22 protein-coding genes are annotated in these 22,650 nt (G+C 73.1%); 9 read left to right on the forward strand and 13 right to left on the reverse strand.

Annotated features, from left to right (window positions below):
* Positions 1-319 precede the first annotated feature (319 nt).
* Complete coding sequence (locus AC4OXY_RS24295; protein WP_356020364.1) at positions 320-1,081, reverse strand: phosphoglyceromutase; 762 nt, start codon at positions 1,079-1,081, stop codon at positions 320-322.
* A 181-nt stretch (positions 1,082-1,262) separates the two neighbouring features.
* Here AC4OXY_RS24295 and AC4OXY_RS24300 point away from each other — a divergent pair, with 181 nt between their 5' ends.
* The gene (locus AC4OXY_RS24300; protein ID WP_491991065.1) at positions 1,263-2,567 is read left to right on the forward strand and encodes an MDR family MFS transporter; all 1,305 of its coding nucleotides are present in this window, start codon (positions 1,263-1,265) and stop codon (positions 2,565-2,567) included.
* Positions 2,568-2,907: 340 nt separating this feature from the next.
* Here the strand turns inward: AC4OXY_RS24300 and AC4OXY_RS24305 are convergent, their stop codons facing one another.
* Positions 2,908-3,117, reverse strand: a complete 210-nt coding sequence (locus tag AC4OXY_RS24305) for a hypothetical protein (protein WP_491991066.1) — start codon at positions 3,115-3,117, stop codon at positions 2,908-2,910.
* 479 nt (positions 3,118-3,596) lie between these two features.
* Here AC4OXY_RS24305 and AC4OXY_RS24310 point away from each other — a divergent pair, with 479 nt between their 5' ends.
* The gene (locus AC4OXY_RS24310) at positions 3,597-4,070 is read left to right on the forward strand and encodes a carboxymuconolactone decarboxylase family protein (RefSeq protein ID WP_356020370.1); all 474 of its coding nucleotides are present in this window, start codon (positions 3,597-3,599) and stop codon (positions 4,068-4,070) included.
* A gap of 72 nt (positions 4,071-4,142) precedes the next feature.
* On the opposite strand, the gene AC4OXY_RS24315 is transcribed toward AC4OXY_RS24310, so the two are convergent.
* The gene (locus tag AC4OXY_RS24315) at positions 4,143-4,583 is read right to left on the reverse strand and encodes a DUF2000 family protein (protein ID WP_356020372.1); all 441 of its coding nucleotides are present in this window, start codon (positions 4,581-4,583) and stop codon (positions 4,143-4,145) included.
* A 49-nt stretch (positions 4,584-4,632) separates the two neighbouring features.
* On the opposite strand from AC4OXY_RS24315, the gene AC4OXY_RS24320 reads away from it, so the two are divergent.
* Positions 4,633-5,430, forward strand: coding sequence for an AraC family transcriptional regulator (locus AC4OXY_RS24320; protein WP_356020375.1), 798 nt, complete (start codon positions 4,633-4,635; stop codon positions 5,428-5,430).
* A 3-nt stretch (positions 5,431-5,433) separates the two neighbouring features.
* Here AC4OXY_RS24320 and AC4OXY_RS24325 read toward each other — a convergent pair whose 3' ends face one another.
* Together AC4OXY_RS24325 and mshA are read right to left on the reverse strand one after the other, a co-directional pair.
* Positions 5,434-5,934, reverse strand: a complete 501-nt coding sequence (locus tag AC4OXY_RS24325; protein WP_491991067.1) for a type III secretion system chaperone family protein — start codon at positions 5,932-5,934, stop codon at positions 5,434-5,436.
* Positions 5,927-7,264, reverse strand: a complete 1,338-nt coding sequence (mshA, locus tag AC4OXY_RS24330; RefSeq protein ID WP_356020379.1) for a D-inositol-3-phosphate glycosyltransferase — start codon at positions 7,262-7,264, stop codon at positions 5,927-5,929. The genes AC4OXY_RS24325 and mshA overlap by 8 nt, the downstream gene beginning before the upstream one ends.
* Positions 7,265-7,528: 264 nt before the next feature.
* On the opposite strand from mshA, the gene AC4OXY_RS24335 reads away from it, so the two are divergent.
* The 4 genes from AC4OXY_RS24335 (at position 7,529) to AC4OXY_RS24350 (ending at position 12,048) form a co-directional block, all read left to right on the forward strand.
* A complete protein-coding gene (locus tag AC4OXY_RS24335; RefSeq protein WP_491991068.1) occupies positions 7,529-8,242 on the forward strand; it encodes an LAETG motif-containing sortase-dependent surface protein in 714 nt (237 codons plus the stop codon).
* A 61-nt stretch (positions 8,243-8,303) separates the two neighbouring features.
* Complete coding sequence (locus tag AC4OXY_RS24340; protein WP_356020383.1) at positions 8,304-9,116, forward strand: class I SAM-dependent methyltransferase; 813 nt, start codon at positions 8,304-8,306, stop codon at positions 9,114-9,116.
* Between the two features lie 224 nt (positions 9,117-9,340).
* Positions 9,341-10,426 carry a C40 family peptidase gene (locus tag AC4OXY_RS24345; protein WP_491991069.1) on the forward strand — a complete coding sequence of 362 codons (1,086 nt, stop codon included), beginning with the start codon at positions 9,341-9,343 and terminating at the stop codon, positions 10,424-10,426.
* A gap of 317 nt (positions 10,427-10,743) precedes the next feature.
* A complete protein-coding gene (locus AC4OXY_RS24350; protein WP_376287686.1) occupies positions 10,744-12,048 on the forward strand; it encodes a PP2C family protein-serine/threonine phosphatase in 1,305 nt (434 codons plus the stop codon).
* A 59-nt stretch (positions 12,049-12,107) separates the two neighbouring features.
* Here AC4OXY_RS24350 and AC4OXY_RS24355 read toward each other — a convergent pair whose 3' ends face one another.
* The 6 genes from AC4OXY_RS24355 to AC4OXY_RS24380 all read right to left on the reverse strand — a co-directional run bounded on the left by AC4OXY_RS24355 (position 12,108) and on the right by AC4OXY_RS24380 (position 16,680).
* Complete coding sequence (locus tag AC4OXY_RS24355; RefSeq protein ID WP_376287752.1) at positions 12,108-12,434, reverse strand: DUF2516 family protein; 327 nt, start codon at positions 12,432-12,434, stop codon at positions 12,108-12,110.
* Positions 12,435-12,564: 130 nt separating this feature from the next.
* Entirely contained in the window at positions 12,565-13,161 is a 597-nt protein-coding gene (locus AC4OXY_RS24360) for a hypothetical protein (RefSeq protein WP_356020392.1), read from the reverse strand.
* Positions 13,162-13,240: 79 nt separating this feature from the next.
* On the reverse strand, positions 13,241-13,732 hold the full coding sequence (locus AC4OXY_RS24365) for a helix-turn-helix domain-containing protein (protein WP_356020394.1): 492 nt from the start codon (positions 13,730-13,732) through the stop codon (positions 13,241-13,243).
* 87 nt (positions 13,733-13,819) lie between these two features.
* Positions 13,820-14,683: an RNA polymerase sigma-70 factor gene (locus AC4OXY_RS24370; RefSeq protein ID WP_491991070.1), complete on the reverse strand. Its 864-nt coding sequence runs from the start codon at positions 14,681-14,683 to the stop codon at positions 13,820-13,822.
* The gene (locus AC4OXY_RS24375; protein ID WP_356020398.1) at positions 14,680-15,258 is read right to left on the reverse strand and encodes a carboxymuconolactone decarboxylase family protein; all 579 of its coding nucleotides are present in this window, start codon (positions 15,256-15,258) and stop codon (positions 14,680-14,682) included. The genes AC4OXY_RS24370 and AC4OXY_RS24375 overlap by 4 nt, the downstream gene beginning before the upstream one ends.
* Before the next feature lie 84 nt (positions 15,259-15,342).
* On the reverse strand, positions 15,343-16,680 hold the full coding sequence (locus AC4OXY_RS24380; protein WP_376287754.1) for an aminotransferase-like domain-containing protein: 1,338 nt from the start codon (positions 16,678-16,680) through the stop codon (positions 15,343-15,345).
* Between the two features lie 80 nt (positions 16,681-16,760).
* Between AC4OXY_RS24380 and AC4OXY_RS24385 the strand changes: the two genes are divergently transcribed.
* Positions 16,761-17,399, forward strand: coding sequence for a LysE family translocator (locus AC4OXY_RS24385; RefSeq protein WP_356020403.1), 639 nt, complete (start codon positions 16,761-16,763; stop codon positions 17,397-17,399).
* Positions 17,400-17,463: 64 nt separating this feature from the next.
* Positions 17,464-19,884, forward strand: coding sequence for an ATP-binding cassette domain-containing protein (locus AC4OXY_RS24390; protein WP_491991071.1), 2,421 nt, complete (start codon positions 17,464-17,466; stop codon positions 19,882-19,884).
* Positions 19,885-19,927: 43 nt separating this feature from the next.
* Here AC4OXY_RS24390 and AC4OXY_RS24395 read toward each other — a convergent pair whose 3' ends face one another.
* The gene (locus tag AC4OXY_RS24395) at positions 19,928-21,982 is read right to left on the reverse strand and encodes a HelD family protein (protein WP_491991072.1); all 2,055 of its coding nucleotides are present in this window, start codon (positions 21,980-21,982) and stop codon (positions 19,928-19,930) included.
* Positions 21,983-22,032: 50 nt separating this feature from the next.
* Entirely contained in the window at positions 22,033-22,647 is a 615-nt protein-coding gene (locus AC4OXY_RS24400) for a TetR family transcriptional regulator (protein WP_356020410.1), read from the reverse strand.
* Positions 22,648-22,650 lie beyond the last annotated feature (3 nt).

Below are 22,650 nucleotides of genomic sequence, written 5' to 3' on the forward strand. Positions count from 1 at the left end.
GTTGATGCGCCCTGGGAAGCGGGCATGAAATGGGCGAGGGCATCCCTGCCCCAGCGTCCAGGAGGGACCCATGGCCGAATCCCCCAGCACCACGCCAGACCCCACTCAGGAGCGCGAGACCGACCAGCCCGCCGAGACCAGGAGCCTTCCGCTGTTCGGTGCGTGCGGCTGCGGCTCGGGCTGCGGCTGCGGCTGCCAGTCGGGCAATCCCTGCCAGTGCGGCTGACGGACCACCCGGAATAGGGCACAAACACCTGGGGCCGGTGTGAATCGAATTCACACCGGCCCTGTGGTGTAAGGGGTCGCCCCACTTCTCGCCTTACTTCTTCTTGCCCTGGTTCTTGACCGCCTCGATCGCGGCTGCGGCCGCCTCGGGGTCGAGGTAGGTGCCGCCCGGGGTGATCGGCTTGAAGTTCTCGTCCAGCTCGTAGGCCAGCGGGATGCCCGTCGGGATGTTCAGGCCCGCGATGTCGGCGTCGGAGATGCCGTCCAGGTGCTTGACCAGGGCGCGCAGCGAGTTGCCGTGGGCCGCGACCAGGACCGTGCGGCCGGCCAGGAGGTCGGGGACGATGCCGTCGTACCAGTAGGGGAGCATCCGGACGACGACGTCCTTCAGGCACTCCGTGTCCGGGCGCAGCTCCGGCGGGATGGAGGCGTAGCGGGCGTCGTGCGCCTGCGAGAACTCGGAGTCGTCCGCGAGCGGCGGGGGCGGGGTGTCGTACGAGCGGCGCCAGAGCATGAACTGCTCCTCGCCGAACTCGGCCAGCGTGGCCGCCTTGTCCTTGCCCTGGAGGGCGCCGTAGTGGCGCTCGTTCAGGCGCCAGCTGCGGTGGACCGGGATCCAGTGGCGGTCGGCGGCTTCGAGGGCGAGCTGCGCCGTGCGGATCGCGCGCTTCTGGAGGGACGTGTGGACCACGTCGGGGAGAAGACCGGCGTCCTTCAGGAGCTCGCCGCCGCGGACTGCCTCCTTCTCGCCCTTCTCGTTGAGGTTGACGTCCACCCAGCCGGTGAACAGGTTCTTCGCGTTCCACTCGCTCTCGCCGTGGCGGAGGAGGATCAGCTTGTACGGTGCGTCGGCCATGGGAAAGAGCGTAATCCACCCGTTCGGGGCGCCGCCCCGCCCGGCCGGTGGGTGGACGGTTGACGGGGTCTGTTAATCGAGTGGCAACCGACGGACCGGCTCTGTAACTTGTGCCTGCCGCTTGCGCCGCTTACATCGCCCTCACGTCCGGGGCGTCGTCCATCCACGGGGGTCCGCTGTCATGCCCGCAACCAGTCTCAGACGTGCCGCCCGGGAGACCGTCTCCGGGCTCCCCCGTGAGTTCTGGTGGCTGTGGACCAGCACCCTGGTCAACCGGCTCGGCGCCTTCGTGGCCACCTTCATGGCCCTGTACCTGACGCTCGACCGCGGCTACTCCGCCTCGTACGCCGGTCTCGTCGCCTCGCTGCACGGGCTCGGCGGAGTCGTCTCCTCGCTGGGCGGTGGCGTCATGGCCGACCGGCTGGGGCGGCGGCCGACGCTGCTCATCGCCCAGACGGCCACCGCCGCCTCCGTCGCGCTGCTCGGTTTCATGACCGACCCGGTCGCCATCGCGGCCGTCGCCTTCCTCGTCGGCATGGCCTCCAACGCCTCCCGGCCGGCCGTGCAGGCGATGATGACCGACCTCGTCCGGCCCGAGGACCGGGTGCGGGCGTTCTCCCTCAACTACTGGGCCATCAACCTCGGGTTCGCCGTCTCCTCCACGGCCGCCGGGTTCATCGCCGAGTTCAGCTATCTCGCCGGGTTCCTGATCGAGGCCGGGATGACCCTGGCCTGCGCGCTCGTCGTCTTCCTGAAGGTGCCCGAGTCCCGGCCGGAGACCGCGGACAGCGAGGACGCGGAGGAGGCCGTCAGCCTCGGGACCGTGCTGCGCGACGGGCGGTACATGGCCGTCGTCGGGCTGTCCTTCCTCGTCGCGCTGATCTTCCAGCAGGGGGCCGTGGGACTGCCGGTGGCCATGGGCCGGGCCGGGTTCTCGCCCGCCGACTACGGCCTCGCCGTCGCCGTCAACGGCGTCCTGATCGTCGCCCTGCAGATCCCGGTCACCCGGTTCATCGAGCACCGCGACCCACGCACCCTGCTGGTGCTCTCCTCGGTCCTCGCCGGGTACGGCTTCGGGCTCACCGCCTTCGCCGGATCGGTCGGCGTCTTCATGGTCACCGTGTGCGTGTGGACCCTCGCCGAGATCGTCAACGCGCCCACCCAGACCGGCCTCGTCGTCCGGCTCTCGCCGGTCCACGGTCGCGGCCGCTACCAGGGCGTCTACACCCTGTCGTGGTCCGTCGCCGCGCTGGTCGCCCCGCTGATGTCCGGCGCGGTCATCGACCGCTGGGGCGCGCAGTGGCTGTGGGCGACGTGCGCCGCGGTGGGAACGGTCGCGGGCCTGGGGTACGGGGTGCTCATGCGGGGACTGCCGAAGGAGACCCCGACAGCACCTGCACCGCCGCCCGGGAACCCGGGACGCGAGGACATAAGCACCGAGCGCGCGGGCGCCGAGGACACGGCGACCGAGGTCCGCGCCGCCTGAGCGGTCCGGGCGGACCGGGTGGTCTCGGCGGGCCGGGCGGTCTGGGCAGGCCGGGGAAACGGCCGCCCCCGTCAGGCCCGAGGGCGCGGGAGGGCACAGGGACCGAGGGCACGGCGGCTGGGGCCCGACACCTGAGGCCCGGCGGACGGGGCCCGGCGGTCGGGGGCACAGAGGGCGAGGAGGTCAGGGCCGAAGGCACAGCGACCACGACCACGACGGCCGGAGGCGCGGCCGCCGAGGCTCGCGCCGCCTGAGCCGTACGGGTAGGGCCGCACCGCGTCGAGCCCCCTGGCTGCGCGGTCAGGCGCGGGCAGGGGGCTCGGTGTGGCGATCTGGGTGATCAGAGGGAGATGTTGACGCCGACGTGGCCGTACTGGCCGAGGACGCCCTGCACCTCGCCCGTGACGCCGCTGAGCTGGGACAGCACCTCGGTGCTGGTGACGGTCGTGGCGCCGAGGGAGGCACTCGCCTCGGGGCTCAGGCCGCCGGCGACGGAGTCGAGGTCGGCGTCGGAGATCTCGGCGGTCTGAACCTGGTGAGCGGAGTTCATGGGGAAACTGCCCTTCGCATGGATGGTCCACAGGGGGAAGCGGCGCCGCTGGGGACAGACGGTGAGCCGCGGCCGCGGGCGTGCGCCGGCCTTTTCAGGGCACCTCGGCGCGGTCCCGACGGTGCCAGCGATACAACCACGGAGCGCGCCGGAGCAGCCAGTCAATCACCGCTCCCACCTGGCCAATTGGCTGCTCCCGTCGTCTCATTCGTGCGGGCGCGCTCACGCGACGCGGGCGGTTTCTCCACACCTCCCGTCACACAGGCACCGCACAGCTCTTGCCACCGCCGCGCCAACCACGACAACTCCGCACCAAGGGGAACCGAGGCAGGCCGCCCGCCCGGCAGTTGCGTGCGCGCTGTGCAGATTCGGCGCCGGACCGCGGGAGCAGTGATGGGCGTCACATTCGCTCGTGTCACATCTCGGCGAGCCCGCCCGTCAGAGGTGTGCAGTCATCGACGACCACACAGGAGCAGATCATGGAAGCGCGTCTGAACCTCTTCGGCAACCCGCTCGCCACCAAGGCGATCAAGCACCTCAACGCGGTGGGCACGGTGGTCGCGGAGTCCGGGCTGCCCGCCGCCACGCAGGAGTTGGTGAAGATCCGGGCCAGCCAGATCAACGGCTGCGGATTCTGCACCGACATGCACACCAAGGATGCGACCGCCGCCGGTGAGACCGCGCAGCGGCTGCACCTGGTCGCCGCCTGGCGGGAGGCCAAGGTGTTCACCGAGGCCGAGCGGGCCGCCCTGGAGCTGGTGGAGGAGGGCACCCGGATCGCCGACGCGGCCGGTGGCGTCCCGGACGAGGTGTGGGAGAACGCCGCCAAGCACTACGACGAGAACCAGCTCTTCGGCCTGATGACGCTGATCGCCCTCATCAACGCCTACAACCGGCTGAACGTCATCGTCCGGATGCCCGCCGGCGACTACCAGCCGGGCCAGTTCAAGTAGTCACCCGAGGGTGCCGGAGGGGGCGCCCCGCCCGCGCGGGCGCACCTCGCGGACGGACCGCACGGACGCACCTCACGGATGCATCCGCGCCCCCTTCAGCACCTTGTCCACCCCGCTCCGCGGGCCGTGCACCGCCAGCCCCACCAGGTCCAGTTCCGCCGTCGGCACGGCACGCACCGCCGCCCGGTTGTCGCGGTCGTTGCCCGTCGTGAACAGGTCCGCGGTGAAGACGGCCCTGGGCAGGGCGCGGCTCAGCGCCCTGGTGTGGGCCGCCTTCAACGTCTCCTTCGTACCCTCGAAGACCAGCACCGGCTGGCGGAACATCGGCAGGTACCCGACCCCGTCCGCGTCCTCGTACGGCTCGCCGATCACCTCGGGAACCTGGCTGCCGAGGCCGCTGACCAGGAACGCGGTGACGTTGAGGCGCTGCCAGGGCTCCAGGTCCTCGCGCAGCAGCACGGCGATCTTCGTGTCGAAGCGTACGGGCCCGGGACTGATCGGTTCGGTGTTCATGCAGTGAGACTGCCGGGCGGCCGGACCGCGGGTCTTGTACGTTCCTAACGTGGCCGACCGGCAGGAAGTCTCCGCCTGGCGCCCGCGCGTCCCGGGTGTCGTGGAGGTCTTCCACGCCCACTTCACCGAGTACGCCTATCCGATGCACGTCCACGACGCCTGGACGCTGCTCATCGTGGACGACGGGGCCGTACGGTACGACCTCGACCGGCATGAGCACGGCACCCCGCTCGACACCGTCTCGCTGCTGCCGCCGCACGTGGCGCACAACGGCTCGCCCGCCACCCCGGACGGCTTCCGCAAGCGGGTCGTCTACCTCGACAGCACCCTGCTGGGCGAGGACCTGATCGGGGCCGCCGTCGACACGCCCGATCTGCGCGATCCGGTGCTGCGGCAGCGCGTCGGGCGACTGCACTCCGCCCTCGCCCGGCCCGGTGACGAACTGGAGGCGGAGAGCCGGCTGACCCTCGTCGGGGAGCGGCTGCGGGACCATCTGCGGCGGCGCACGGACGTGCCCCCGTACCGTCCGGATCCGGTACTCGCCCGCCGGCTGCGGGAGTTGCTCGACGCCCGGGTCGTCGACGGGATCCGGCTGGAGGAGGCCGCGCGGTCGCTGCACGCCCATCCCGCCCATCTGGTGCGGGCGTTCAGCGGGGCGTACGGCATCGCCCCGCACCAGTACCTCATGTCGCGGCGGGTCGGGCGGGCCCGGCGGCTGCTGCTGGACGGGCTCGCGCCGGTCGAGGTGGCGGCCGTCACCGGATTCTTCGACCAGGCCCATCTCACCCGGCACTTCAGGAGGCTGGTCGGGGTCACCCCCGGCCGCTACCGGCTCAGCGCGCGCTGAGCGTCAGTCCGCAGGGCGTTCGATCAGATGCCTGAACGCGTCCAGGTTCCGCGTCGACTCGCCCCGGGACACGCGCCAGGCGTACTCCTTGCGGATCGAGGAGGCGAAGCCCAGCTCCAGGAGGGTGTTGAAGGCGCCGTCGGCCGCTTCCAGGACCTGGCCGAGGATGCGGTCGATCTCGTCGGGGGTGACCGAGGCGAGGGGCAGGCGGGCGGTGACGTAGACGTCGCCGAGGCGGTCGACGGCGTAACTCACGCCGTACAGCTTGAGGTTGCGCTCCAGGAGCCAGCGGTGGACGCCCGCCTCGTTCTCGTCGGGGTGGCGGACGACGAAGGCGTTGAGGGAGAGCGAGTGGCGGCCGACGAGGAAGGAGACCGTGGTCGAGAGCTTGCGGGTGCCGGGGAGCTTGACCACGTAGTTCCCGGGCTCGGGGCTCTCCCACTCCAGCTCGGCGTCCTCCAGGACGCCCTCCAGGACCTGCGCGGTCTTGTCCACATCACCCATGGGGCGAGCGTACGCGACGGCGGTGGGACTGGGTCGCGGCCGCGTAGACCTCGGCGGTGGCGGCGGCCGCCGTGTCCCAGCCGAAGGACTGCGCGTGCCGGGCGGCGGCCCGGCCCATGGTGGCGGTGAGCGCGGGCTCGTCGGCGAACCGGCGCAGCACGCGCGCGTAGTCGGCCGGGTCGTGGCCCTGGACCAGGAAGCCGGTCGCGCCGTCGCGCACGGCCACCGGCAGCCCGCCGACCGAGGCGGCCAGCACCGGCGTACCGGCCGCCTGCGCCTCGATCGCGACCAGCCCGAAGGACTCGCTGTACGACGGCATGACCAGCATCGACGCGGCCCGGAACCAGTCCGCGAGCTGCTCCTGGCCGACCGGCGGGCGGAACCGTACGACGTCCGCGATGCCGAGCCGCGCCGCGAGCTTCTGCAGCCCCTCCGGCTTGGCGAGCCCGCTGCCGCTCGGGCCGCCGACGATCGGCACGAGGATGCGCGAGCGCAGCTCGGGGCGCTCGTCCAGCAGGACGGCCACGGCGCGCAGCAGCACGTCGGGGGCCTTCAGGGGCTGTATGCGGCCCGCGAAGAGCGGGATCAGGGCGTCCTGCGGCAGGCCCAGGCGCAGCCGGGCGGCGGCGCGGCCGTCGGCCGGGCGGAAGCGGTCGAGGTTCACGCCGGGGTGGACGACGGCGACCTTGGCGGGATCGGCGTCGTAGTGCCGGACCAGCTCGTCGGCCTCCTCCGCCGTGTTGGCGACGAGGCGGTCGGCGGCGGCCACGATCTGGGTCTCGCCGATGACGCGGGCGGCGGGCTCGGGGGTGTCGCCGGCGGCCAGGCTGGCGTTCTTGACCTTGGCCATGGTGTGCATGGCGTGCACCAGGGGCACGCCCCAGCGCTGGGCGGCGAGCCAGCCGACGTGGCCGGAGAGCCAGTAGTGGGAGTGGACGAGGTCGTAGTAGCCGGGGCGGTGGCCGGCCCAGGCCTGCATCACGCCGTGCGTGAAGGCGCACAGCTGGGCGGGCAGGTCCTCCTTGTTGAGCCCCTCGTAGGGGCCCGCGTCCACGTGCCGGACGAGGACGCCGGGGGCCAGCTGGACGGTGGGTTCGAGGCCGCCGGAGGTGGCGCGGGTGAAGATCTCGACCTCGATGCCCTGCGCGGCGAGGCGCTGGGCCAGCTCCACGATGTAGACGTTCATGCCGCCGGCGTCGCCGGTGCCGGGCTGGTGGAGCGGGGACGTGTGCACGGAGAGCATGGCGACCCGGCGCGGCCTGCGGTGCAGCCGGAGCCGGGGGGCGGTCGCCGGAGAGCGGCGCCCGAGCCTGCTGACGTACTGGCTCACCTGGCGTTCCTCCTGGGCTGCGGGCATGCCTGCCGGAGGGCCTGCCGCGCCCTCCAAGGGGGTGCAACAGCGGGCGGGGGCGCTGTCATTTCCCGATCGGACCGCTTTACCCAATCATGACCTTCCAGCGGTCAACCATCGGGGTGGGCGCCAGACCCGCACGCGGCGCCTCTTTACTCGTGGCGGAAACCTCTTAGGACAAGGCTTGACCTGCTGCGATACAACCTTTGACAGCATCTGCGCGGGGCATGTACACGCTTCCTCGTGCTCCGTTCCCGTCACCTCACCAGGGCGGCGCGTGCCATCGGCACGTCGGCCGCCGCGGCCGCCCTCTCCGTCGCCGCCGCCCAGTCCGCGCTCGCCTGCGACATCGCCGACTTCACCGCCGCCCCGGCCTGCGACAGCGCGGGCAAGCCCGTCGTCCGGGTCACCGACAAGGACGCCTCCGGCACCCCCGCCACGCTCACCCTGAAGATAGAGCTGAGCATGCCGGGCGGGGAGCGGGACGTCGACACCGGCACCATCGGGCACCCGACCGCGCAGGGCGCGAGCGTCGACCTGCATCCCCTGGACTGGCACGCCGGGCAGACCTTCGTGGTCCACGTGAAGGCGGGCGACAGCGTCGACGAGGACCTCAAGCCCCCGGTGGTCGTCCCGGACGACTTCACCTGCACGCCCGCCGGCGGCTCCGTCCCCTCGGCCTCCCCGACGCCGTCCGCCCCCGCGTCCTCGGCGGCGCCGTCCGCGCGCCCCTCTTCGGCGGCCTCCGCCGTCCCGGCCCCGGCCCGCAGCGGCAGCCCGGCCGCCTCGCCGGTGGCGAGCGGCGCCCCGTCGCCCGCGGGCGGGGGGACCCGCCTCGCCGAGACCGGTGCGTCCAGCGGCACCCCGCTGATCGCCGGTGCGGCGGCCGCGCTGGTCGTGGTGGGCGGCGGCATCGTCCTCGTCCTGCGCCGCAAGGCCGCGCAGCGCTCCCGCTGACCCCCGACCCCACGCGCCCGGCCGACCGAGTTCGGCCGGGCGCCCGCTTACCCTCGTAGGCATGACAGCCCGCGCAGCCTCCCGCCCTGTCGGAACGGTGACGCGCGGGACGACCAACCCGAACCGGCTGCGCCGCATGGACCGGTGGATCGCGGCCACGCACGGCGCCGAGCTGCGGCGCGCCGCGGACCCGCTCGCGATCGACCTCGGCTACGGCGCCGCGCCCTGGACCGCCGTCGAACTGCTCGGCCGGCTGCGGACCGTCGCGCCCCGCGCGCGTGTGGTCGGCGTCGAGATCGAACCGGAGCGCGTGGCGGCGGCCAGGCCGTACGAACGCGACGGGCTGGTCTTCCGGCACGGCGGCTTCGAGATCCCCGTCGCCGGGCGCCCGCTGCTCGTCCGGGCCGCCAATGTGCTGCGCCAGTACGACGAGGACCAGGTCGCGGCCGTCTGGGAGCGGCTGTGCGCGCGGCTCGCCCCGGCGGGCGCCGGCTCGCGCGGCGGGCTGCTGGTCGAGGGGACGTGCGACGAGATCGGGCGGCGCCACGTGTGGGTGGCGCTCGGCCCGGAGGGGCCGAGGACCGTGACCTTCGCGACGCGGCTGGGCTCGCTGGAGCGGCCGTCCGACCTCGCCGAGCGGCTGCCGAAGGCGCTCATCCACCGCAACGTCCCCGGCGAGCCGGTGCACGCCTTCCTGCGCGACTTCGACCGCGCCTGGGCCGCCGCCGCGCCCTACGCCTCCTACGGCGCCCGCCAGCGCTGGCTGCGCGCGGTACGGGACCTGACGGCGGACTGGCCGGTGACGGACTCCCCGGCCCGCTGGCGGCAGGGCGAAGTGACGGTCAGGTGGGGGGCGTTGGCGCCGCGCGGCTGACCCCGGTGTCCGGTGGGACGGCCGGGCGTGGAGGGGAGGGGAACGATCTCCGTGCGTCGTTCGTCACATCGGCGGGGGATCGTCGTACGGCGGCGGGTGCGGGGGGATTGCTTCCTGTGTCGTTTCCGTGGGTCTGTCATTGCCTCTGTCGTTTTGCGCCATGACGTGACACGATCCCCGGGCACCGTAAGTTACTGACGGTAAATCAGGTTGGGGGACGTGTGATGGGCTGGGGCAAGCGCGGCATGCTGATGGCCGCCGTGACCGTGGTCTGCGCGGTGACCGCGCTGTCGGCACCCGGCACGGCCTTCGCCGCTCCGGCACCCACGCCGAGCGCGACCCCCTCCCCCGTGTCGTCCCCGACTCCCGCGCCCGGCAAGGACCTTGAGAAGGTCCGAGAACAGCTGGACAAGCTCTACCACGACGCGGCCGTCGCGACCGACGCCTACAACGCCGCCGAGGAGCGGACGAAGAAGCAGTCCGCCGAGATCGTCGCGCTGGCCAAGAAGATCGCCACGGGGCAGCAGCGGCTGGAGAGGCTCAAGGACCAGGCGGGCGCGGCGGCCCGGGAGCAGTACCGCACCGGCGGCCTGCCGCCCACCGCGCAGTTCCTGCTCAGCGACGACCCGGGCCAGTTCCTGGACGGCGCCGGGCTGGTGCTCCAGGGCCAGCGGGCGACGAAGAAGCTGATCGGCGAACTGACCGGCACACAGGACGACTTGCAGGCCTACGCCGTCGACGCCGCCGACCGGTGGCAGAAGCTGGACGCCGACCGCAAGACCAAGGCCGACGCCCAGAAGAAGATCGAGCAGCAGATCTCCGCCGCGAAGAAGCTCGAATCCGAGCTGGCGAAGAAGGACCAGGAGCGGCTGGACCAGCTGGAGAACCAGGCCGCGCTGAAGGCCCAGACCGCCTGGCTGGACACCGGCGTCCTCAAGGAGATCAACGCCAAGGCCTCCGAGCAGGGCAGGAAGGCCGTCGCGTTCGCCACCGCCCAGCTCGGCAAACCGTACGTGTGGGGTGCCGAGGGCCCCGGCTCCTTCGACTGCTCGGGCCTGACCTCCCAGGCCTGGGCGGCGGCCGGCCGGCCCATCCCGCGCACCTCGCAGGAGCAGTGGCAGCAGCTCAAGCACGTCGACATCAAGGACATGCGGCCCGGCGACCTCATCATCTACTTCACGGACGCCAGCCACGTCGCCATCTACATCGGCGACGGCGCCATTATCCAGGCCCCCCGCCCGGGCCGTAACGTCACGATCGCGGGCGCCGGCTCGATGGCGATCCTGGGCGTCGTACGGCCCGACGCGTAGGCCTCACGGCCGGGACACACCCCGCACCCCACCCGCACATCGCCCTCCACACCACACCCTGCGCGTGACCCACGCCATGTGACCCACCGCACCCCAACCCCCGCCCGAACCCCGGCAGACGTGAGCTTCGTCATCCCGCGGGCCGGGGCGCCCTGTCCAACTGCGGTAGGGAACGCGGCATATGACAGCGGCCTGCGCGGGAGCGACGCGGCTCACACCATTCCATCAGGGCGGGCAGTGCCGCTATGGTCACCCGTCGACGGCCCGAGACCCTCGGCGCCGTCACGCCCTCGGGGGGAGGGAAGGAACCCGACACCATGCCCGTACCCGTACCGCGGCAGAGAGCGATCCCGGCCGTGGAGAGTGGTCAGGCGCAGGAGGCCGCCACCGCAGTCGGCGGCCCCCTCAAGGAAGAGGCCCACCGCGACGCCACGCCCGCCAGCGGCGCCGGCACCACTCTCACGCTGCTGCTGATCGAGGACGATCCGGCCGGCTCGCCGCTGGCGCACGAGTTGCAGGACTCGGCCGGCAAGCCGATCCGCGTGCGCACCGCCCGCAACCTCACCGAGGCCGAGCGGCTGCTCACCGACGACGTCCACTGCATCCTGCTGGACCTCGCGCTGTCCGCGCCCGCCCGCGACGACGCCGACGACGAGCTGGCCGTGCTCAAGCACGTGCTCCGGCTCGCGCCCCGGCACGCCGTGCTCGCGCTGACCGCCTCCGCCGACCCCGAGCGCGGCGCCGAGGCCGTGCGCGTGGGGGCCCAGGACTATCTCTTCCGGGACGAGCTGGACGGCCGGCTGCTGAGCCGCGCCATCCGGTACGCGGTGGAGAGGAAACGTTCCGACACCGCGGAGCGGCGCCTCGCGGAGGGCCGGCTGCGCGCCCAGGAGAACCGCCGGCTGGAGCGCGGGCTGCTGCCCACGCCCCTGCTGGACGGCTCCGAGCTGCGCTTCGCCGCCCGCTACCGCCCCGGCCGCTCCCGGGCACTGCTCGGCGGCGACTTCTACGACGCCGTCCGCACGCCCGACGGCACGGTGCACGCCATGATCGGTGACGTCTGCGGCCACGGCCCGGACGAGGCCGCGCTCGGTGTGGAGCTGCGCATCGCCTGGCGGGCGCTGACGCTGGCCGGGCTGTGCGGGGACGAGCTGCTGAGCACGCTGCAGCAGGTGCTGGAGCACGAGCGCGCCGACGAGGAGATCTTCGCGACGCTGTGCACGGTCGACATCGCGCCGGACGGCCGCAGCGCGGGCCTGTGCCTGGCCGGGCACCCGGCACCGCTGCTCGCCCGTCCCGGGCGGGACGCGACGCTGCTGCCCTACGACAACAACGGCCCCGCGCTCGGGCTGCTGCCCGGGGCGCGCTGGCCGCGGATGCAGGTCGGGCTGGGGGCCGAGTGGAGCCTGATGCTCTACACCGACGGGCTGATCGAGGGGCGGGTCGGCGACGGCGGGGAGCGGCTGGGTCAGGACGGCATGGTGTCGATGATCCGGCGGCAGCTGTCCGAGGGGCTGCGGGGCGAGGCGCTGCTGCGGGCCGCGGTGGCCGAGGTCCGGCAGCTCAACGGGGGCGAGTTGACGGACGACGTGGCGGTCGTGCTGCTGGACCGGACGGTATGAGCGGTACCTCCCCGTAGGAGGTACCGCTCCGTCGCCGGCTGCCGGTCGGGGTGTGCTTGTCAGCGGCCGCCGTTGTACGGCCCGTACGGACCGTCGCTGCTGCTGCCGCGGCCCCGCTTCCGGAAGCCCTTGCCGCCCCTGCCGCCCGAGACCTGCTGGAGGGCCGGGCGGACGTCCACGAAGAAGACGATCGTGGCGACCAGGCCCGCGAGCTGGAGGAAGAGCCAGGGGACGAAGAGGTTCACCGCGACCGCGAGTCCCAGGATGATCAGCCAGAAGCCCTTGTTGTTCTTGTTCGCGGCGCGGTAGGCGTCCTCGCGGAAGATCGCCGCCATCACGAACGCCACGATGGCGAGCGCCAGCATGGCGGTGAAGATCAGCCACATCACTCCGCCGATTGCCGTTGTCAGCACAGTACCCACCACCCGAGTCGAGTCGTCCGTACAGCCACGGTACCCATACAACGGGCCGGACACCCCGAAGGTGCCCGGCCCGGTGCCGGCTCGTCGCGCGCGCTCACTTCGCGGGCGGCGTGGTCTTCTTCGCGGTGGTGCTCTTGCGCGGCGCCGGGGCCTTCTTGGCGGCCGGCTTCTTCTCGGCGGGCGCGGCCTCGGCCTCGGCGGGCTTCGGCTCCTCCTCCTTGACGCCGACCGGCTCGGGCCTGCCCTCGACGGCGATCGCGAAGTCCTCGATGTCCTCGGCGGCTTCGCCGCGCCAGGTCTTGACGGTCTGCTCGCCGTGCTCGGCGACCTTCTCGTAGGTCTCGCGGGCCTTGACGGCGTACTCGGCGGCGACGCCGACACCGCGCAGGGCGAGGTCCTGGGCCTGCTCGCCGAGCTTCTTCAGGTCCACGTCGAGGGTGCCGAGGAACTCGTTGACCTTGGTCTGCAGGGTCTCCTGCGCCTCCTTGGCGCGGGCGGCGGCCTTCTCCTGCACGGCCTTGGGGTCGGTGTTGCGGACGGCCTCGATGCGGGCCGGGGCCTCGGCGCGCAGCTGCTCGACCAGGGCGGGCACCTTCTTGGCCTGCTGGTAGGCGAGGTCGGCGGTACCGGCGGCGAAGTAGAGCGGAGTCGGGTCGCTGAGGGTCTTGCGCAGGTCGTCGGTGATGGCCATGGTGATCTGGTCCTCCCGGATTCGCGTTCGGCTGAGGGTTGGTGTGGTCCGCGGTGGGGCGGCCGGCGCCCTGGTCCGGTTATCCGGCCGTCCGCCGCGGACCGGCATCGACATCGCTTCTGCCGGCCGCGGCGCCGGCGCCGTCCGTGCCGCCGGTGTCGTGGTCCGCGCCCGCCGGGCCGTCCTCGGCCGCGTCGGGCTCGCCGCCCCCGAATCCGTTCTCCTTGCGGAAGGACTCGTAGATCTGGAGCAGCACCTGCTTCTGCCGCTCGTTGAGCGAGGGGTCGGCGAGAATGCCGGCGCGCGTCGCGCCTTCCCGGAGGCGTTCCTCCCCGTCCCGCTCCGCGTCGAGGATGCCGGCGCGCACGTACAGCGTCTCGGCGGAGATGCGCAGGGCCTTGGCGACCTGCTGGAGCACCTCCGCGCTGGGCTTGCGCAGCCCGCGCTCGATCTGGCTCAGGTACGGATTGGACACCCCCGCGGCGTCGGCGAGCTGCCGCAGCGACAGCTGGGCGTTCCGCCGCTGTTCGCGCAGGTACTCACCGAGGTTGCCGACGTTCAGCGATGCCATGCCCCCACTGTGCCCCACCCCTGCTAACAATTGCAAGCACCTTGCTTGCAAAAGTGTGTCGCGGGGTGAGGCACGGGGGCCGGCCGGTCACCGGGACAGCTGCGCCGGTTCGTCGAGGCGGGTCAGCTTGTGCGGGTTGCGGACGACGTAGAGGCCGGTGATGCGGCCGTCGGCCACCGTGACGCTGACCGCGCACGGCTCCCCGTCGAGGTCGATCCGGATCGCCGGTGCGCCGTTGAGCCACACCGGCGCGAAGTCCGACGTGACCTCGCTGGCGCGCGCCAGCAGCCCCGCGACCAGCTCGGCGCCGTGGAACGGCGTCAGCCCGGCGGCCACCACCCCGCCGCCGTCGGTGATCATGACCACGTCGGGCGCCATGACGTCCAGCAGCTCCTGCAGCCGCCCGGTGCGCAGCGCCAGCAGGAAGCGCTCCACCACGGCCCGCTGCTCCGAGCGGCTCACCGTCACCCGGGGCCGCCGGGCCGCCACGTGCGCGCGGGCCCGGCGGGCGATCTGCCGTACGGTGGCGGCCGGCCTGCCGACGGCCTCGGCGATCTCGCCGTACGGCAGGTCGAAGACCTCGCGCAGCACGAACACCGCGCGCTCGGTCGGCCCGAGGGTTTCGAGGACGGTCAGCACCGCCATCGACACGCTCTCCGCGAGCTCGACGTCCTCCGCGACGTCCGGGCTGGTCAGCAGGGGTTCGGGCAGCCACTCGCCGACGTACTCCTCGCGTCTGCGCGCCAGGGTGCGCAGCCGGTTGAGCGACTGCCGGGTGACGGTGCGGACCAGGTACGACCGCGGGTCGCGGATCTCGGCCCGGTCGGCGCCCGCCCAGCGCAGCCAGGACTCCTGGAGCACGTCCTCGGCGTCGGCGGCCGAGCCGAGGATCTCGTAGGCGACCGTGAAGAGCAGGCTGCGGTGGGCGACGAAGGGGTCCTGCGCCGTCATGCCGTCGGGGCCGGGCCGGACGTCACCGGGCGGCCGGCCAGGGGGATCTCGCAGGCGTCCGAGAAGCCCTGCGACTTCACCCCGAGTGCCGCGTTGTTCCTGGTCGAGAAGTTGGCGAAGGCGATCGCCGCCGTCAGCTCGACCAGTGCCGCCGGGCCGAGCCGGTCCAGCAGGCGCGCGGCCAGCGCGTCGGTGACGGTCGGCGGGGTGTCCGTCATGCCCTCGGCGTACTCCAGCACGTCCCGCTCCAGCGGCGTGAACACGTCCGACTCCCGCCAGCGCGGCACCTGGCTCGCCTTGGTCAGGTCCAGGTCCTTGTGCTGCGCGAGGAAGTAGTTGATGTCGAGGCACCAGCTGCACCCGACCTGTGCCGCGACGGCCATGTGCGCGAACGTCTTGAGGCTGTCGTCGGCCATGTCCCACGCGGTCACCCGCGCCCCCATCTCCGAGCTCGCCCGGAAGACGTCGGGGTGGTGGCCGGTGGCCTCAAGGGGTTCGGGCACGAGACCGTACTGCTCGATCATGCTCTCGCTCAGCTCGGCGGAGAGGTCCGCCTTCGGGACACGCAGTGTCATCGTCTTCTCCCGGTACGAACGGTACGAAGGGCTTGTCGCCATGAAGACACCGGTGGGATCCGGGATGTGACACCCCGGCCCGGATCAGTCGGCGACCGCGTCCTCGGGTGCCGTGCGGGCCAGGTCGGCGAGTGTGCCGAGCGCCTGGGCGAGGACGTCGCGCGGGGGCGTGGCGAGGCCCACGCGGACGGCGGCCGGGGCGTGGGCCTCGCCGACGGTGAACGCGGCCGCGGGCACGACCCCGATGCCGAGCCGGGCCGCGGCGGCGACGAACGTGTCCGCGCGCCAGCCGCCGGGCAGCCGCCACCAGCAGTGGAAGGAGCGGTCCTCGCCGCGCACGTCGAACCCGGCGAGCCGCCGGGCCGCGATCTCCTGCCGCACCACCGCCTCCCGCCGCTTGGCGGCCGCCAACTCCGCTGCGGTGCCGTCCTGTTGCCAGCGGTGGGCGGCCTCCAGCGCGAAGCGCATCGGGGTGCAGCCGCTCGCGCGCAGGGCGGCGGAGAGGGTCGGCGTGAGCGCGGCCGGGGCGACGGCGAAGCCCAGGGTCAGACCGGGGGCGAGCCGCTTGGACAGGCTGTCGACGAGGACGGTCCGCTCGGGCGCGTACGCGGCGAGCGGCGGGAGTTCGTCGCGCAGGAACCCCCAGATCGCGTCCTCCACGGCCGGCAGGGCGAGCCGCTCCAGGGTCTCGGCCAGCTCCACGACCCGCCGCTCGGGCAGGGTGAGCGAGAGCGGGTTGTGCACGCGCGGCTGGACGTAGACGGCGTGCAGCGGGGCGGCCGCGTGGGCCCGCGCCAGCGCCTGCGGGACCAGCCCGTCCTCGTCCATGGCCAGCGGGACGAGGGTGATGCCGAGCCGGGCCGCCACGGCCTTGATCACGGGGTATGTCAGCTCCTCGACGCCGAGGCGGCCGCCCGGGGGCACCAGGGCGGCGACGGCGGCCGAGACGGCCTGCCGGCCGTTGCCCGCGAACAGGATCCGCGCGGGGTCGGGGCGCCAGCCGCCGCGGGCGAGGAGGGCGGCGGCGGACTCCCGGACGGCGGGCAGCCCGGCCGCGCCGACCGGCCGCAGCGCGTGAGCGAGGGCGTCCGGGCGCAGCAGCCCGCCGAGCCCCTCGGCGAGCAGGGCGCTCTGCTCGGGTACGACGGGGTGGTTCAGCTCCAGGTCGATCCGGGCGAGCGCCGGTTCGGTGAGCGCGGGGGCGGGGCCGTCGGGCGTCGCGCGCACGAACGTGCCGCGGCCGACCTCGCCCACGGTCAGGCCGCGCCGGGCCAGTTCCCGGTACACGCGCGTGGCGGTGGAGCCGGCGATGCCGTGCCGCCTGGCGAACGCGCGCTGCGGGGGCAGGCGGTCGCCGGGTCGCAGGGTGCCGGCGCGGATCTCCTCGGCCACGGCGTCGGCGACGCTCCGGTAGTCCTTCACGGCACTCACCCCACCACACCATTGCACCGAGCGCAATCTTTTGATTGCACCGAGGTATTGAACTGACCTACGCTCGCCGCATGATCGAACCAAGTGGAGTGTTCGGCGTGGGCCTGGTGGCGCTCGGCATGGTCCTCACGCCCGGCCCGAACATGATCTATCTCGTCTCGCGCAGCATCACCCAGGGCCGCCGGGCCGGGATGATCTCCCTCGGCGGGGTCGCCCTCGGCTTCCTGGTGTACCTGCTCGCCGCGAACCTGGGCCTGTCGGTCGTCTTCACCGCCGTACCCGGGCTGTACGTCACGGTGAAGCTGGCCGGCGCCGCCTACCTCGCGTACCTCGCCTGGAACGCCCTGAAGCCGGGCGGCGTCCCGGTCTTCGCCCCGCAGGACGTGTCGCACGACTCGCCGCGCAGGCTCTTCACGATGGGCCTGATGACGAATCTGCTCAACCCGAAGATCGCCATCATGTACGTCTCCCTGATCCCCCAGTTCATCGACCTGGGCAAGGGCCACGTGCTGCTCCAGGGGCTCCTGCTCGGCTCGGTCCAGATCGTGGTGAGCATCGCGGTCAACCTGGCCATCGTGCTCGCCGCCGGCACCATCGCCGTCTTCCTCGCCCGCCGCCCCTCCTGGCTCAGGATGCAGCGCTGGGTGATGGGCACGGTGCTCGGCGGACTCGCCCTCTCCCTGGCCGCCGACACCTCGGGTCCCGCCTAGGGCCTCTCGAAGCCGTCAGGATTCGAGAAGCGCCGGCGGCGCGGGCGGCGTTAGGTTGGCCGGCATGGACCTCACCCCGGCGCGCGCCGCCGACAGCCACGACCTGATCCGGGTGCACGGCGCCCGGGAGAACAACCTCAAGGACGTCGACGTCGAGCTGCCCAAGCGCCGGCTGACGGTCTTCACCGGGGTCTCCGGCTCCGGCAAGAGCTCACTGGTGTTCGACACGATCGCCGCCGAGTCGCAGCGGCTGATCAACGAGACGTACCCCGCGTTCGTCCAGGGCTTCATGCCGAACATGGCGCGCCCCGAGGTCGACGTGCTCGACGGGCTGACCACCGTGATCACCGTCGACCAGCAGCGGATGGGCGCCGGCCCCCGCTCCACCGTCGGCACCGCCACCGACGCCAACGCCGTGCTGCGCATCCTCTTCAGCCGGCTCGGCACGCCGCACATCGGCTCGCCCAAGGCGTTCTCCTTCAACGTGGCCTCGGTCAGCGGCGCCGGCGCGGTCACCGTCGAGCGCGGCGGACAGCAGGTAAAGGAGCGGCGCAGCTTCAGCATCACCGGCGGCATGTGCCCGCGCTGCGAGGGCCGGGGCACGGTCTCCGACCTCGACCTGACCCAGCTCTACGACGACTCCCTCTCCCTCAACGAGGGCGCGCTGACCATCCCCGGCTACAAGTCCGGCGGCTGGAACTACCGGCTCTACACCGAGTCCGGCCTGGTCGACCCCGACAAGCCGATCCGCACGTACACGAAGCGCGAACTCCAGGACTTCCTGCACAAGGAACCGACCCGGATGAAGATCGCGGGCATCAACATGACCTACGAGGGTCTGATCCCGCGCATCCAGAAGTCGATGCTCGCCAAGGACAAGGAGGGCATGCAGCCGCACATCCGGGCCTTCGTGGACCGCGCGGTCACCTTCGCCGTCTGCCCCGAGTGCGCGGGCACCCGGCTCACCGAGGCGGCCCGCTCCTCGAAGATCGCGGGTGTGAGCATCGCCGACGCGTGCGCGATGCAGATCAGCGACCTCGCCGCGTGGGTGCGCGGGCTGGCCGAGCCTGGGGGTACCACCCGCGCGTACAGTGGCGTCAGCCACGCGCGGGGGACGGTGGCGCCGCTGCTCGCCTCGCTGCGGCACACCCTGGACTCGTTCGTGGAGATCGGCCTCGGCTATCTCTCGCTGGACCGGCCGGCGGGCACGCTGTCGGGCGGCGAGGCGCAGCGCGTGAAGATGATCCGCCACCTGGGCTCCGCCCTGACCGACGTGACGTACGTCTTCGACGAGCCCACCACCGGCCTGCACCCGCACGACATCCAGCGCATGAACGACCTGCTGCTGCGCCTGCGCGACAAGGGCAACACGGTCCTCGTCGTGGAGCACAAGCCGGAGGTCATCGCCATCGCCGACCACGTCGTGGACCTCGGCCCCGGCGCCGGTACGGCGGGCGGCACGGTGTGCTTCGAGGGGACCGTCGAGGCGCTGCGGGGCAGCGGCACCCTCACCGGCCGCCACCTGGACGACCGGGCCGCCGTGAAGGACACCGTGCGCAAGCCGACGGGCGCGCTGGAGATCCGGGGCGCGCGGACGCACAACCTCCAGGACGTCGACGTGGACATCCCGCTCGGCGTGCTGTGCGTGGTCACCGGCGTCGCGGGCTCCGGCAAGAGCTCGCTCGTGCACGGCTCGGTGCCCAAGGGCCCCGGGAGTGCGGACGTGGTCTCCGTCGACCAGGCCCCGATCCGTGGCTCCCGGCGCAGCAACCCGGCGACGTACACCGGCCTGCTGGAGCCGGTCCGCAAGGCCTTCGCCAAGGCCAACGGCGTGAAGCCGGCCCTGTTCAGCGCCAACTCCGAGGGCGCGTGCCCCACCTGCAACGGCGCCGGGGTCGTCTACACCGACCTCGCGATGATGGCCGGGGTCGCCACGCCGTGCGAGGAGTGCGAGGGAAAGCGGTTCCAGGCCTCGGTGCTGGAGTACACGCTCGGCGGGCGGGACATCGCCCAGGTGCTGGCGATGTCGGTGACCGAGGCGGAGGAGTTCTTCGCCACGGGCGAGGCGCACATCCCGGCGGCCCACAGGATCCTCCAGCGGCTGACCGACGTCGGCCTCGGCTACCTGACCCTCGGCCAGCCCCTCACCACCCTCTCCGGCGGCGAGCGCCAGCGGCTGAAGCTGGCCACGCACATGGCCGACAAGGGCGGCGTCTACGTCCTGGACGAGCCGACGGCGGGCCTCCACCTGGCCGACGTCGAGCATCTGCTGGGCCTGCTCGACCAGTTGGTGGACTCCGGCAAGTCCGTCATCGTGGTCGAGCACCACCAGGCCGTCATGGCCCACGCCGACTGGATCGTCGACCTCGGCCCGGGCGCCGGGCACGACGGGGGCCGGGTGGTGTTCGAGGGGACACCGGCGGAACTCGTCGCTGCGCGCTCGACGTTGACCGGGAAGCACTTGGCCACGTACGTGGGGGCGTGACAGAGCGCACGGTTGCCGCCGGCCAGGGCGCACGCCACCCCCGTCAGAACGGCAGCGGGCGGGAGTGGACGACGTCCAGGCGGGAGACGGCCCGGGTCAGGACCACGTACAGGCGGTGTGCGCCGCGCGGCTCCGCCGCCGTGACCGACGCCGGTTCCACGGCCACGACATGGTCGTACTCCAGGCCCTTCACCATGCTCGCCGGGACGAGCGTGACCCGGGCGCCCAGGGTGTCCGGCCCGGACGTGGCGATGCCGGCCGCGCTCAGTGCCTCCCCCACGCCGGCCACCTCCTCGTCCGCCGCGACCACGCCCACCGAGCCCTCGTGGGCCAGCGCCTCGCGGACCGCCGTCACCGTCGTACCGGGCACGTCCGTCGTCGGCCGCAGCCGCAACGCGCCGTCGGTGCGCAGGGACCGGGCCGCCGGGACCGCGACGTCCAGCCGGGACAGGAGGCGGTTGGCCAGGGTCACGACGGCCGCCGGTACCCGGAAGCCGGTGGTCAGCGGCACCACGCGCGCCTCCGGCTTGCCGAGGTGGCGGAGCTGGACGGACCAGTCGCGGGCGGCCCACGGGGTGGTGCCCTGGGCGAGGTCGCCGAGGACGGTCAGCGAGCCGAAGGCCGCCCGGCGGGCGATCGCCCGGCACTCCATGGGCGACAGGTCCTGCGCCTCGTCGACCACGATGTGCCCGTATCCCTCGGGGTGTTCGATCAGCCCGGACAGCTCGTCCAGCAGCACCAGGTCGGCGGCCGACCAGCGGGCCGACTTGTACGAGCGCGGCGGCCTGGGCCACAGCAGTGCCGACTGTTCGGCGGGGTCCAGGAGACCGTCCGCCGCCCGCGCCAACACCCCCGCGTCGGCGAGGAGTTCGGTGAGCGCCTCCTCCGGGCGGATCCTCGGCCACACCGTGTCCAGGCAGGCGGTGAGCGGCCGGGCCCGCTCGATGCGGCGCACCCAGGCGGCGGGCAGCACCCCGGCGCGCCGCTCGGCCCGCTCCCGCAGGCGCCGTACGACCCGGGTGCGCACCCGCTCGCGCCCGACGGCGTACGGCGGTTCCTCGGCGCGCACCTCGGCGACGATCTCGGCCAGTTCGGCGGCGGGTACCCGCCAGCGGTAGGAGCCGTCGGGCACGGCGAGGTCGGTGAGGCCGTCGGTGCTCACGCGCGCGTACAGCGCCCGGCGCAACACCTCGGCCATGCGGGCGTCGTGCTTGAGCGCGGCGGCTGCCGGGGAGTCGGCGCCGGTGACGGGGTGGCGGGCGATCTCCTCCGGCAGCGTCGTCTGCCGGTACCCCCCGTCGGTCGCGCCGCGCCGCGCGCTCTCGCCGAGGGCCGGGAGCACCTCGGCGATGTAGTGCAGGAAGGTGCGGTTGGGGCCGAGGATCAGCAGGCCGGCGCGCTGGAGGCGCCTGCGGTGGGTGTAGAGGAGGTAGGCGGCGCGGTGCAGGCCGACGGCGGTCTTGCCGGTGCCGGGGGCGCCCTGGACGCACACCGAGTCGGCGAGGGCGGCGCGGACGAGGTCGTCCTGTTCGGGCTGGATGGTGGCGGCGATGTCCCGCATGGGCCCGACCCGGGGCCGTTCGATCTCGCGGGCGACGATGTCGCTGGCCCGCGACTCGCCCCGGCCCAGGTACTCGTCCTCCAGCCCGGTCAGGTCGGCGGAGTCGCCCGCGCCGCCGGGCGCCCAGCCGAACCGGCGGCGCACCTCCACACCCTGGGGATCGCGGGCGCTCGCCTGGTAGAAGGCGCGGGAGACGGGGGCCCGCCAGTCGACCACGAGGGGCGGGGTGGCCGGGTCCTCGGTGATGCGCAGGCGGCCGACGTGGTAGGCCATGCCGCCGTGCTCGGGGTGGTGCCCGGCGAAGTCCAGGCGGCCGAAGAAGAGCGGGCCCGGCGGGAGTTCGCGCATGGCCTTGGCCTGGCTGCGCAACTGGTAGCCGAGGACCTCGGCGTCGGCGCCGGAGGCGGAGACGTCCTCGCCGATGACGACCTGCTCGGCGGCGCCCTCGATCATCGCGGTGAGGGCGGCACGACAGGCGTCGTGGTGGGCGCGCTCGGCGTGGAGGGTGTCCGTGAGGGCGGGGTCGGGTGGCGTCATGGCGCCAGCGTACCGCCATAACGTTACCGAGTTACATTTTTAACCCGGTCTCACACAGCGCCTCTCAGCTGCGGGAGCCCCTCCGCCAGCCGCGCGAAGGCCCGCTCCGCCGCCCGCACGGCGTCCGGGGCCACGTCCTCCACGGCCTCCCCCGCCGCGATCCGCCGCCAGTTGTCCTGGGCGAGGATCCGCTGGACGGCGATGATCTGCCCGGCCGCGAGCCGCGCGTCCAGATCGCCGCCGAGCGCCTCGGCGAGCGCCGCCTCCGACCGCTCCTGGTGCCGGTACGCCCGTGCCACCAGGGACGGGGTGCCGTAGAGCAGGGTGTGGAAGGCGAGCACCTGCGGGTGGCCGTTCAGGCCCGTGACCGGGTCGCGGCGCTCCAGCCCGGCGAGGAAGTGCCGGCGCAGCGCGTCCACCGGGTCGGCGGCCCCGGCGACCACCCGGGCCGCCTCCGTCTCGTGGTCCGCGATCCGGTGCAGGACCAGGTCCTCCTTGGCCGGGAAGTACCGGAAGAGGGTCGGCTTGGAGATCCCGGCCGCCGCCGCGACCTCCGCCACGGACACCGCGTCGAAGCCCCGCTCCAGGAACAGCCGTACGGCGGTGTCCGACACGTCCTGGTACATCCGCTGCTTCTTGCGCTCGCGCAGGCCCATCTCTCCCATGGG

The organism is Streptomyces sp. HUAS MG56 (assembly GCF_058673395.1).